At 58.0% G+C, this 11,847-nt stretch carries 10 protein-coding genes; 6 read left to right on the forward strand and 4 right to left on the reverse strand.

The window, feature by feature from the left end; translation table 11 throughout:
• Positions 1 to 18 precede the first annotated feature (18 nt).
• Together FY528_RS13270 and alaS are read right to left on the reverse strand one after the other, a co-directional pair.
• Entirely contained in the window at positions 19 to 978 is a 960-nt protein-coding gene (locus FY528_RS13270; protein ID WP_149071502.1) for an energy transducer TonB, read from the reverse strand.
• A 5-nt stretch (positions 979 to 983) separates the two neighbouring features.
• Positions 984 to 3,668, reverse strand: a complete 2,685-nt coding sequence (alaS, locus tag FY528_RS13275) for an alanine--tRNA ligase (RefSeq protein ID WP_149071503.1) — start codon at positions 3,666 to 3,668, stop codon at positions 984 to 986.
• A 299-nt stretch (positions 3,669 to 3,967) separates the two neighbouring features.
• Between alaS and FY528_RS13280 the strand changes: the two genes are divergently transcribed.
• The 6 genes from FY528_RS13280 (at position 3,968) to FY528_RS13305 (ending at position 8,956) form a co-directional block, all read left to right on the forward strand.
• Positions 3,968 to 4,327, forward strand: coding sequence for a MerR family transcriptional regulator (locus tag FY528_RS13280; RefSeq protein WP_149071504.1), 360 nt, complete (start codon positions 3,968 to 3,970; stop codon positions 4,325 to 4,327).
• A gap of 45 nt (positions 4,328 to 4,372) precedes the next feature.
• Positions 4,373 to 5,116 carry a DUF4241 domain-containing protein gene (locus tag FY528_RS13285; RefSeq protein ID WP_149071505.1) on the forward strand — a complete coding sequence of 248 codons (744 nt, stop codon included), beginning with the start codon at positions 4,373 to 4,375 and terminating at the stop codon, positions 5,114 to 5,116.
• A gap of 16 nt (positions 5,117 to 5,132) precedes the next feature.
• Positions 5,133 to 6,275 carry a DNA-processing protein DprA gene (dprA, locus tag FY528_RS13290; RefSeq protein WP_149071506.1) on the forward strand — a complete coding sequence of 381 codons (1,143 nt, stop codon included), beginning with the start codon at positions 5,133 to 5,135 and terminating at the stop codon, positions 6,273 to 6,275.
• Between the two features lie 27 nt (positions 6,276 to 6,302).
• Positions 6,303 to 7,238 (forward strand): hypothetical protein, encoded by a 936-nt coding sequence (locus tag FY528_RS13295; protein ID WP_149071507.1) that lies wholly within the window; start codon positions 6,303 to 6,305, stop codon positions 7,236 to 7,238.
• A gap of 281 nt (positions 7,239 to 7,519) precedes the next feature.
• On the forward strand, positions 7,520 to 8,134 hold the full coding sequence (locus tag FY528_RS13300) for a hypothetical protein (protein ID WP_149071508.1): 615 nt from the start codon (positions 7,520 to 7,522) through the stop codon (positions 8,132 to 8,134).
• A gap of 9 nt (positions 8,135 to 8,143) precedes the next feature.
• Positions 8,144 to 8,956: an aminotransferase class IV gene (locus FY528_RS13305; protein WP_149071509.1), complete on the forward strand. Its 813-nt coding sequence runs from the start codon at positions 8,144 to 8,146 to the stop codon at positions 8,954 to 8,956.
• 525 nt (positions 8,957 to 9,481) lie between these two features.
• Here FY528_RS13305 and FY528_RS13310 read toward each other — a convergent pair.
• Both FY528_RS13310 and FY528_RS13315 read right to left on the reverse strand, forming a co-directional pair.
• A complete protein-coding gene (locus FY528_RS13310; RefSeq protein WP_149071510.1) occupies positions 9,482 to 10,276 on the reverse strand; it encodes a thymidylate synthase in 795 nt (264 codons plus the stop codon).
• A gap of 315 nt (positions 10,277 to 10,591) precedes the next feature.
• Positions 10,592 to 11,761, reverse strand: a complete 1,170-nt coding sequence (locus tag FY528_RS13315; protein WP_149071511.1) for a serine hydrolase — start codon at positions 11,759 to 11,761, stop codon at positions 10,592 to 10,594.
• Positions 11,762 to 11,847 lie beyond the last annotated feature (86 nt).

An 11,847-nucleotide genomic window follows, 5' to 3' on the forward strand; every position in this document is an offset into this window, starting at 1 on the left:
GCTATAAAATGTGAGAATCTATTTCAGCAGAATCTTTACTGGTACTCGAAAATAGGTGGCTACGGCCTCACCTTCGATAAAAGCGGGCCGCCAATTATGTAGCAGCTTCGAAACTGCCTGCATAGCTACACCATCCAATTCTGCATACAATCCACCTGCTATGATTTGAGCACGTCCCGATTGTCCATTTGCCTGTACAACACTTAGCACAAGTACCTGTCCATTCTCAGCCTGTGCTTGAGCATCCTCAGAGAAGCGCTTTTTGGGTAGTCGAAGCTCTACTTTGCTGATCTGGTCTTTACCATCCAGAAACAGAAAGGCCTTTCGAACCTTTATCGGTCCTGAGTCGTGCGTGACAAACTTCAGAGGCAACCTTACTTTACTTGAATTTCTACCAAGATGGTTCTGCAGTGTCGGCGGAAGCCTGTAGCCTACGCTTTTCTCTTCTTCACTGCCTGACACCGTGTAGCGGGTCCTGCTAACGGTATTACCATCCTCATACCGTTCACGCCACCTTATTTTCCCATCTGGGTAGTAAGTAACTAATTCGCCGAAAAGCGAGGCGGCAGCTGAAACAGGGCGTATCTGAGAAGGGAAAAGATAGGCTGTCGGATAAACAGTCAAATCAGCTTCTACATACTCCACGCGGGCCTTCAGTTGCCCGTTTTCATACCAGCTAGAATCAATTGCGTGGTTAGGTATCGGCGTGTTGTCGTGCGTAATACTGCGAAAGCGCCGACCCGATTTCAGATCGTAGCCAGTGTCACGCCAAGAGTTAGCAGTTAGCCGAGTTGTTTGCACACGGTACGTAGCTGAGCTTTTCCAGGAATTCTGAAAATGCCCGTTGTCGTAGTAGACATTGCCGTTTTCCTGACGATAATGCCGGGTTGAGTCGAAATCAGTTGGCCCTGTTACCAACTGCGCATAGGTTGGTAATCCACCCAGCAAAGCCGATAACAGGGCCAATAACTTCTTCATAGCAACTACCCCAGCAGCCCGCTCACCAGCGCCTCGGCCTTGCTGATGGCCGCGCCCAGGCCAGCCACGTTCTTGCCGCCGGCCGTGGCGAAGAAGGGCTGTCCGCCGCCCCCACCCTGGATTTCCTTGGCCAGCTCGCGCACCAGCGTCGAGGCGTTGAGCTTGCCACCTTTGGCCAGCTCGTCGTCCAGCATCACGGCCAGTTGGGGCTTGCCGTCGATTTCGGCGCCGAGCACGGCTACCAGGTTGGGCACGGCCTGGCGAAGGTTGAAGGCCAGGGTTTTGAGCGAATCGGCGGAAGACGCCTGCACCTGAGCGGCCAGGAAGTTGACGCCATTCAGCGCCTTCACCTGGCCAGCCAGCTGGTCTTTCTGCTGGTTGATGCTCTGCTGGGCAAACTGGTCGATTTGCTTGCGCAGGCCGGCAATTTCCTCGGCTTGCTTTTCGATGCTGGGAATGAGGTGCTGGGGGTTGCCCAGGGCCTCGCGCACCTGCGCCAGCAAGTCCAGCTGCAGGTTCACGAAGGCTTCGGCAGCCTCGGCCGTTACGGCTTCAATGCGGCGCACGCCTGCGCCTACGGCGCTTTCCGAGGTGATTTTGAAGAAGCCAATGTCGCCGGTGGTACGCACGTGGGTGCCGCCGCAAAGCTCCACCGAGAAGTCCCGGTCGAAGGTGATGACGCGCACGAACTCCCCGTACTTCTCCCCGAACAAGGCCGTAGCCCCCAGGCTCTTGGCTTCGTCAATGGGCACGTTGCGGCGCTCATCCAGCGGAATCTGCTGGCGGATGCGCTGGTTCACAATAGTTTCCACCTGCCGCAGCTGGTCGTCGGTTACCTTGGTGAAGTGGGAGAAGTCGAAGCGCAGCAGCTTCTCATTCACCAACGAGCCTTTCTGGGCCACGTGCGTGCCCACCACCTCGCGCAAAGCCGCCTGCAGCAAGTGCGTGGCCGTGTGGTTGCGGCGGATCTGGTCGCGGCGGGCAGCATCAAAGCGGGCAGTAAACTCGCCTTCCAGGTCCTGGGGCAGCTCCAGCACGGTGTGCACGATGAGGTCGTTTTCCTTCTTGGTATCCACCACGCGCACCTTGCTCAGGGCCGATTCCAGGTAGCCCGTGTCGCCAATCTGCCCGCCCGACTCGGCGTAGAACGGGGTCTGGTCGAGCACCACCTGGTACTCGGTTTTGCCTTTGCGGTCGGTGCGGCGGTAGCGCAGAATGCGGGCCGGGGCCTGCTCCTGGTCGTAGCCCACGAAAGCCGGCTGCTCCTCCGAGTCGTGCACGATTACCCAGTCGCTCTGCTCGGCCTCCTGGGCGTTGCGGGAGCGGTTCTTCTGCTGCTCCAGCTCCTTTTTGAAGCCTTCCTCGTCTACCGCCAGGCCCTTTTCGCGGGCAATGAGGGCGGTGAGGTCGAGCGGGAAGCCAAAGGTATCCGACAGCTCAAAAGCCGTTTTACCGTCGATGCGGTTGCCGTTGGCTTTTGCCGATTCTTCGAGGGCATCGAGGCGGCGCAGGCCGTTTTCCAGGGTTTTGAGGAAGGCAATTTCTTCCTCCTCAATCACGCGCTGTACAAACTGCTGCTGGGCCTTCAGCTCCGGGAAGATATTGCGCATCTGCTCGGCCAGCACCGGCACGATTTTGTACAAGAACGGCTGCTTCTGCCCCAGGCTCGAAAACGCGTAGCGCACGGCCCGGCGCAGGATGCGCCGAATCACGTAGCCGGCCTTCACATTGCTCGGCAGCTGGCCGTCGGCAATGGTGAAGGAGATGGTGCGGATGTGGTCGGCAATGACGCGGATGGCAATGTCGGTCTTCTCGTTTTCGGTGGCCGGCTGGTCGTTCACCGTAGCCGGGGCCGTGCCGTGGTACTGGAGGCCGGCCTCGGTGGCAATGAACTGAATGAGGGGCTGGAAAACGTCGGTGTCGTAGTTGGACTTCACGCCCGACACGGCCATCATCAAACGCTCGAAGCCCATGCCCGTATCTACGTTCTGTTGAGGCAGTTTTAGCAACGACTTATCGGCGCGGCGCTCGAACTCCATGAACACGTTATTCCAGATTTCGACTACCTGCGGATGGTCGGCATTCACCAGCTCGGCCCCGCCTTTCTGGGCAATTTCCGCCTCGTCGCGCAGGTCGATGTGGATTTCGGTGCACGGACCGCAGGGGCCGGTGTCCCCCATTTCCCAGAAGTTATCCTTCTTGTTGCCGGGCAGAATCCGGTCGTCGGAGGTGTACTGACGCCACAGTTCCTGGGTCTCGGTGTCAGGGCCGAGGCCGTCGCCCTGGTCGCCCTCGAAGTAGGTTACGTACAGCCGCTCCTTGGGCAGCTTGTACACTTCGGTGAGCAGCTCCCAGGCCCAGGCAATGGCGTCTTTCTTGAAATAGTCCCCAAACGACCAGTTGCCGAGCATCTCGAACATGGTGTGGTGGTAGGTGTCGTAGCCTACCTCTTCCAGGTCGTTGTGCTTGCCCGACACGCGCAGGCATTTCTGAGTGTCGGCAATGCGTTTGAAGGGCGCGGGCTTGTTGCCCAGGAAGTAATCCTTGAACGGGGCCATGCCCGAGTTGATGAACAGCAGCGTGGGGTCGTCCTTGACCACGATGGGCGCCGAGGGCACGATGTGGTGGCCTTTAGAAGCAAAGAAATCCAGGAATTGCTGGCGGACGTGGCTGGCGGTGGGCAGTGACATGGTAGAATAGATGACGGCGGGCGCAGAAATTGGCCGCGGCCGGGATTTTGGCTACTTTTCGCCTTTCCGGCGGAAAGGCGCTAGCGGCAAAGGTAGCCGACTGAGCCGGAAAGCGAAATTAAGGACGCAAAGCGCTACTTGTTGTCAGTAACAACCCTTAGAACGTCATTCCGAGCGAAGCCGAGGAATCTCGCGTGCTTATGTTGTGGTGTCAATCATGAGTTACCACACTAGCGAGATTCCTCGGCTTCGCTCGGAATGACGTTCTTTAGAGTTTAGAATACCTCCTGCCCCATCCCATGCCCTACAAAGACCGCGAAATCGAAAAGCAGTACTTCACCATCGGCGAGGTGGCCGCGCAGTTCAACGTGGCGCCTTCGCTGATTCGCTTCTGGGAAACGGAGTTTGAGGAGCTGCGCCCGCGCAAAAGCAAGAAAGGCAACCGTCTCTACACGCCCCAGGACATCGACACGTTCCGCACCATCTACCACCTGGTGAAGGAGCGCGGCTATACCATTCCCGGCGCCCGCGACATGCTCAAGCAGAAAGGCCCCCAGCTCAAGGAAAAAATCGACGTCATTCAGAGCCTGGAGCGGGTGCGCAAGTTCATGGTGACGATGAAAAAGGAGCTGGACGCCATTGGCAAGGCGCAGGGGTAGTTCCTTGGAAATAACTTCAGCTTTGATAATACCAATTATTAACCTGTGACTAATCTCTACTTCCCACTGCTCATAGCAACACTATTTGCTACTTCCTGCGTCTCCGACAGTAGCGGGGTAGTTTCGCCGAAACAGCAGGCATTTGCTTGCCCGGCTTATCCTGTATCAGCCCAACCAGTAGTATTCGAAAGTAGCTTTTTTGAGGGTGCAGTGGTTCAGCAAGACAGCCTACAATTAACCATCAGCCGCACGTACTTAGGCTCTTTGCCTGTTGTTTCTGGCCGAATCATAGCTACTGACCCGGTTTCGATGGGTACGGAACCCTTCACAACCGTATTTCCCAAAGGTCGATTTCCCGTAGAGTTGGCCGTAGCGCATTTTAATAACGACGAGCGGGTAGCATTTGCCCGCATCCTGTTTTCAGCTAAGCCAGTAGTCAAGTGGCAAATAGCTTTGCTTGCCGGCCAGAAACCACTGCCAATCAACGGCAAAGACTACTATGGCTATCCGGTTGACGCAGGTGTTGGCCTTTTTGCAGACGCCAACCAAATCCGCGGATTCAACCACTATTTGAATGCCGATGAAAAGAACTTTGAAAAGGTATTTCTCACCGGCTACCAACTTGATAGCAGCGCGCCGCTGCCTGGACTATTTTATGCGGCCAATGGTGACACAGTAGCTACCTTCTCAACAGGCTGGGGCGACGGCTCTTATGCAACTTACATTGGGTTTGATGCCAAAAACCAACCTTGTCGACTATTGACTGACTTTCAAGTTATTAGTTGGTAGTCTCATTTCTATTCTTATGACTACCGCTTCTTTAAATGACGACACCCTCCTGCACGAAGTTGCCCTGACGCTGTTTCCCGGTGTGGGGCCACAACTGACGCGGCAGCTGATGAGCTACGGGGGCTCGGCGCGGACCGTGCTGCACCTGCCGCCGGGCAAGCTGCTCAAGATTCCGGGCGTGGGGCCAGCCACGGTGGCTGTACTGACCGGGAAAGAGCGTACAGCCGCTATGCAGCAGGCAGAAGCATCGGTGCGGAAAGCGGAGAAAGAAGGCATCCAGCTGCTATTCTACACCAGCAAGCAGTTCCCGGCCCGCCTCAAGCAGATCCCCGACGCGCCGGTGCTGCTCTACTATCAGGGCACTGCCGACCTCAACCAGCCCAAAACCCTGGCGCTGGTAGGTACCCGCCAAGCCACCGACTACGGCCGCGAGCAAACCGAGCGGCTGGTGCGCGGTGTCGCCTCCCACCGCCCGCTGATTGTGAGCGGGCTGGCCTACGGCATCGACATTGCCGCCCACCGCGCGGCCCTGCAGGAAGGGCTCGAAACCGTGGGCGTCATGGCGACGGGTCTCGACGTGATTTACCCCCACGCCCACCGCAAAACGGCCGAGAAGATGCTCACCCAGGGCGGCTTGCTCACGGAGTTTCCCTTCGGCACCCCGCCCGACAAGTACAACTTCCCCGCCCGCAACCGCATTATCGCCGGGCTAGCCGATGGCACGGTGGTAATTGAAGCCGCGAAAAAAGGCGGGGCGCTGATTACGGCCGACCTGGCCCAGGGCTACGACCGGGACGTGCTGGCCGTGCCGGGGCCCCTGGGGTCGGCGGCCTCCGAAGGCTGCCACGAGCTGATCAAAACCAACAAAGCCGCGCTCTACTCCGAGCCGGCCGACATCGAGCAGTTGCTGAACTGGGATTTGGCTTTGCACCTCGCCGGCAAGCCCCAGGCCCCCACCACGTTCGACCCGCTGGATTTCACGGATGAGGAGTTTGGACTGCTAGTGGTGCTGCAGGCCGCGCCCAACCGGGAGGAGCACCTCGATACCCTGGCTTGGAAAGCCCAGCAGCCCGTGCACCAGGTGGCTTCCCTCCTGCTGGGTTTGGAGTTTCGGGGGCTGGTGAGGGCGCTACCGGGCAAGCGGTTTGGGTTGGTATAAATTGTCCTGGCCTGTTTAACGCCCACTATGCGCCCAATTAAAAAGGTTTTCTTGCTTGCCCTGATATCTGCTGCTTTCGGCACGGCGGGCTGGGCGTACTATCGTGGGCAGGTGCGGCAGCAGGCCACGGTGCAACAATTCACTCAGCTTGAGCCCCGGTTAGCGGCTAACAATCGGCTGGCAAAGCAGCAAGACTGGACCACAATTCGAGGGATTAAGCGGGCGCTTGTTCGAAACCGTCAACAAGCCCGCGACATGGCGATATTGCACGAGGCCGAGCAAATCGGCTTTCGAACTCAAACCATTATTGATACCCTGCAAACCTTGCGGCGGCAGCTCAGCATATCTAAGAATAACTCCGGAGATTCTAATGCCTTAGTAACAGTAGCTCCAACTACTATCACCGTTTTGGCTGCCCATTTAGATAGTTATGCAGCTTTCATCCGGCAATTTGTTCCTAACGCCGCCCCGCTGACGCAGGTCTTCGCTACCTACCCCAAGTCAAGCGAGTTCGGAGCCTTTTACTTTAAGGAGAGGCCCCTGGCGGCCGTGCTTTCTACTTATACTCAGTTGGAGACACAAGTAAGGCGCTACAGTGCAGAGGCCCTTAATTATAGTGCTCAGAAAGCCGCACCCGGCTGTTCTGCCTTTGATATAGTAGTCCTCCAGGCGGTGGCCGAGTCCAATACCGTGGCCCCCGGGGCCACCTACCGCAGCCAGCTCTTTCTTGCTCAATCCATTTCTGACGTCTACTTTTCAGAAGTTAGTGCTAATGGCAACCCAGTGCAGCTGCTTTACCCCGGACATGCTAAGCTTGAGTTTCGCCTCCCCTCTGCCGGCCCAGCACAGCCTGATACGTTGCGGGTCCAGTGGCAGGGAGTTATCCGAGCGGATGGGTACCCATCTGATACTGCCTGGCAAGTGACGATGCCTTATTTCATCGTTAAACCAACTGCGCAATGAGCCTATTTCCCAAAATATTGGTAGGCCTAGCCGTGGCAGTACTATGCGCCATAACGTATGCTTTCTACCACCAGCAGGCCCTGCAAAACCGGTTAGATAGGCAGCTGGCAGAACTCGACTGGACGCTCGCTGGGTTGAATGAACGCAACCATCAGGAAGCTGCAAGTCGCTTAAAAGGCATGGAGGCGTCCGTGCTTAAAAACCGGAGCCAGCGTAGCGACCTAATTGTCTTTCACGCTGCAGAGAATCTACGTAGTCAGACCATAGCCCTACGGGATACTTTGCGGGCCTGCCGCGAAGCGCTGCTTCGCGCCACGGGCAACGTGCCCGGTGCCATTATACTGCGCCGCTACAACGAGGCCGACGCCGTAACGCGGTACGTAGGGCCGGGCACACCCGCCGAACGGCAACTGCAGCAACAAGTAACTCAGTATGCAACCCACACCCGGCCGCCATACCTTGTCGACTCTGTGCAATTGGCTTTTCCCTCCTTGCAGGATGCGCCCGTGGTAGTGGCCCTGGCGGCTCTCACGCAATTGGAGGCTGACGTGCTGACCCGCGAAAGGCAGCTTCAGCAGGAAATGGCACGCCGGGTTGGAGCTGAACAAATCCCCAGCAACTTAAGAATCATGGCCTCGGCCGAGTCCAACACCGTAGCTCCCGGCGCAGTGTACCGCGCTGAGTTTTTTGTAACGAAGGTGTTGGCCGTAAACGGTGCCCAGATGTACTGCAACGGGCGGCCCGTGGAAATTGATGCCGATGGCATAGGGCACGTGAGCTTTCAGGCACCAACCCGCCCCGGTCCCGCTAGCTGGCAGGCAGCAATGCGTATTCGCATCAACGGCCTTGACAGCACGTTCCGGCTGCGGGTGCCGTACCACGTAGCCCGCCATTAATTTCTGCTGATGCTGCTTCTCAACGGCCACTTGCTGCCCACTGCCCCCCTTGCCCTGCCCAACCGCGGCTTCACCTTCGGCGACGGATTCTTTGAAACCCTGATTCTAGTGGGCGGGCGGCTGCGCTTTGGCGCCCAGCACTTTGCCCGGATGCAGGCCGCCGCCGCCGCCCTTTACCTGGAATTACCGGAGGCGCTGGCATCAGCGGAGCAGCTGGAGCAGGAGATGACACGTCTGGCTACGGCAAATGAACTGCCGGCAGCTCGGATACGCCTGCAAATCTGGCGGGCTGGAGGCGGCCTCTATACCCCGGAAACATCCTCCGTCGAATGGCTGGCTACGGCTGTTCCTTATGTGCCGAATGTGGCTCCGATTGCGCGGGCTGCATTTGCGCAGGATACTTACGCCATTTATTCACCCCTAAGCTTTTGCAAGGGGCCGCAGGCCTGGATTTACGTGCGGGCGGCACGGGAGCGGCAGCAGCGTGGCTTCGATGAGTTGTTATTGCTGTCGGGGGCCGGGCACGTAGCCGAAACAGTTTCGGCCGCCATCTTCTGGATCCAGAATGCGCAGCTCTTTACACCAGCGCTGTCGGCGGGATGCGTGGCTGGGGTTAGGCGGGCGCACTTGCTGCAGGTAGCCAGGCAGCAAGGCATCGAGTGCCACGAAACCCTGGCATTTCCCAATGAATTGCACCAGGCGGAAGCTGTCTTTTCAGCCAACGTAGCTGGAATACGCTGGATCAAGCAGTTGAGCACCGTCTGTTGGGAAACTGAGCATCCGCTACTCAGCCAGCTGCGGCACTGGGAGGCGCAGCCCTAATATCGTTGCCCTGCAGCGGATGAGAAGAGCTAGGCAGCTTGGGTTCAGTGCGAATTGGGGATTCTGTAGAACATCGTTTTCGTCATGCTTCATCTGGCGTCTTCGGAGCCGAAGCTCTACCGCTGCGTTGCAAGGCTATTGATTAGCCAGCGGGAGAGATGCTTCGACTCCGCTCAGCAGGACAACCGCCTAAACACATTTCTGGTGTCTAATCGGGCTGCTATCTACCCAAAACCCGCGTTTTACCGTCACCCGTGGCGGTAAACTACCCACAGCATAAAGCCCCAAAAGCTCAGTAACAACGCAATACAGAAAGCTTGGCCGATGTAATTAAGCAGTTGGTTAGCTTCCTGCTGCTGCACCTTGGGTTGCTGCCAGAGTTGGCGCAGAGGTACCCGCCCACGGCCCTTAGTCCAGCTACTGAAAAGCCCCACTATTCGCGCCAAACAACGAAAAAGCCCGTCGACCAGCCCCTCTAGTATAAAGCTTATAACTGCCTCAAACATGCTGATGCTGTGGTAGAAATCAAACTGCCACTGGGGCTTTGATGGCCGGATGCGGGTCGTAGTTTTCCAGCGTAAAATCCTCGTACCGGAAGCTGAAAATATCCTGCACTTCGGTGTTCAGGCGAATCTGGGGCAAGGGCCGCGGCTCCCGGGTAAGCTGCAGGCGGGCCTGCTCCAGGTGGTTGCTGTAAAGGTGCGTGTCGCCGCCGGTCCAGATGAACTCGCCGGGCTCCAGGCCCACTACCTGGGCCATCATGAGCGTGAGCAGGGCGTAGGAGGCAATGTTGAAGGGCACCCCCAGGAACACGTCGGCGGAGCGCTGGTAGAGCTGGCAGCTGAGCTTGCCGTCGGCCACGTAGAACTGAAACAGGGCGTGGCAGGGCGTGAGGCGCATCAGCGGCAAATCGGCTACGTTCCAGGCCGATACCACCATACGGCGCGAGTCGGGCTGGGTGCGCAGCAGGTGCACCATCTGGCTGATCTGGTCGATGCTCTGCCCGTCGGGGGCCGACCAGCTGCGCCACTGCTTGCCGTAGATGGGGCCGAGCTGCCCGTTTTCGTCGGCCCACTCCCGCCAGATCGTCACGCCCACGTCTTCCAGGGACTGGTTGCTGGTGTCGCCGCGCAGAAACCAGAGCAGCTCGTGGAGGATGCTTTTCAGGTGCACCTTTTTGGTCGTCACCAGCGGGAAGCCCTCGGCCAGGTCGAACCGCATCTGGTAGCCGAACACCGAGAGCGTGCCCGTCCCAGTGCGGTCGGTTTTCTGGGTGCCGTGGTCGAGGATGTGTTGGAGCAGGGCGTGGTACTGGCGCATCTGGAAGGCGAAAAAGCAGGTCAGGGGAAGAAGTCAAAAGTACAGAAACCCGCCCGAAACGCCGGTACGCTTTGGGCGGGTTTCTGCTGCTCATTCGTCCTTTGCTAGGTGGACAGTGAGCAAAAAGGGCGTCATGCTGAGCATAGCCGAAGCATCCCTACAGCTGGCTAACTTCTACTGTGAGGACGAAGCGGTAGAGATGATTCGGCTATGTTCAGCATGACAGTTTGGAAAGTTTTTCATGTCCTTAGGCGTGTATTGCCCATACAGGCTACCAGCCAAACCGGACCACGTAACTGCCTGGCAATTTAAAGACTACTTACCTGCACCCACCCTCAGCTTCTTCAGATGCTCAACTGCCCCGGTGTTCTGTGGATTCAGGGCCAAGGACTGCTGATAGTTGCTAATGGCCAGCGCGCTATTGCCCTGCATTTCATAGGCCTCCCCCAGGCTGTCGTAGGTATTCCAGCTGTTAGGGTGCAGGTCCACATTCAGCTGGAACAGCTCAACTGCCTGCTTGATCTGGCCTTGCCGAGCCAGCACATAGCCCCACTCATTTACAGCGTCTTCGGACAGGTGCAGCTCGGGGTGCGTTTTCTTCACGGCATTGTACACATCGAGAGCCCGGCCGTGGTCTTTCGAGGCCAGAGCGCTGCGGAATGCCTGTAGCGCCGGCGGCACGCCGTACACGCCTTCCACTATCTGGTGGGCAAGATCCCACAGCCGCCCCTGCGTTTGCGGGTCCGATTCGTTGGCCAGCACCACAATGCCAAAGCCCAGCTCGGGGTAAAAGCTGCAGTAGCTGGCAAAGCCGAAGGTGCCGCCGGTGTGCACAAACTGCCGCTTGCTGTCCGGGGTCTGGCGCATAGTCCAGTTCAGGCCAATAGCTTCTGCGTCCACGCGTCCCCAGGTTATCTGATGACTTAGGGCTACGGCTTTATTTGATTCTGCCAGCTGGTAAGCCAGATACTTCACCATGTCGGCCGCGCTGTAGCGCAAGCCACCTGATGGTTCCAGGTTCCCGATGAAGTGGTACGGCATTCGGTGGCCCTTTTCATTGTGCCCCACCGCCAGCTGGCTATTCCCGGCTTTTGCCTGCACGGCGCTTTGCAGCTGCAGCGGCTTGGCTATGTATTTTTCCACCAGCTTTTCGTACGGCGTCTGGTAGACGCTTTCCAGGATGTAGGCCAGCAGCTGCGCCCCGGCGTTGGAATGCCGCGGAATCAGGCCGGGCACCGTATCGGGTTTTACGGCGTGCAGGTCGGCGTAGAACTGCTGCTTGGTGTAGGTGCTCGATGCCCTAAGAATAAGCGCCGGAATAGAATCGGGTGGGGCCTGCTGCAGAATGGCGGTCAGATCGGGCAGGTTGTCGGGCAGGGCCGAGGTGGTATTAGCCAAGTGCACGAGTTTGATGGGCTGGCCAGCGTAGGCAAGGTTAGGATACTTTCCTAGGGAGTGTGGACAGTGGTCGTAGCTTAGCGGCATGCTACGCCGCCATGAATTAAGCGAACGGGAATGGAAATTGGTCGAACCGCACACTTTGGGTCGTCCGGGTACGGGTGGGGGCACCG

It is taken from the genome of Hymenobacter lutimineralis (assembly GCF_008271285.1).
Taxonomy (GTDB): domain Bacteria; phylum Bacteroidota; class Bacteroidia; order Cytophagales; family Hymenobacteraceae; genus Hymenobacter; species Hymenobacter lutimineralis.

Coding starts and splice junctions, on each gene's coding strand:
- FY528_RS13270 (WP_149071502.1), bottom strand. CDS start 978: ATGAAGAAGTTATTGGCCCTGTTATCGGCTTTGCTGGGTGGATTACCA.
- alaS (WP_149071503.1), bottom strand. CDS start 3,668: ATGTCACTGCCCACCGCCAGCCACGTCCGCCAGCAATTCCTGGATTTC.
- FY528_RS13280 (WP_149071504.1), top strand. CDS start 3,968: ATGCCCTACAAAGACCGCGAAATCGAAAAGCAGTACTTCACCATCGGC.
- dprA (WP_149071506.1), top strand. CDS start 5,133: ATGACTACCGCTTCTTTAAATGACGACACCCTCCTGCACGAAGTTGCC.
- FY528_RS13295 (WP_149071507.1), top strand. CDS start 6,303: ATGCGCCCAATTAAAAAGGTTTTCTTGCTTGCCCTGATATCTGCTGCT.
- FY528_RS13305 (WP_149071509.1), top strand. CDS start 8,144: ATGCTGCTTCTCAACGGCCACTTGCTGCCCACTGCCCCCCTTGCCCTG.
- FY528_RS13310 (WP_149071510.1), bottom strand. CDS start 10,276: ATGCGCCAGTACCACGCCCTGCTCCAACACATCCTCGACCACGGCACC.
- FY528_RS13315 (WP_149071511.1), bottom strand. CDS start 11,761: ATGCCGCTAAGCTACGACCACTGTCCACACTCCCTAGGAAAGTATCCT.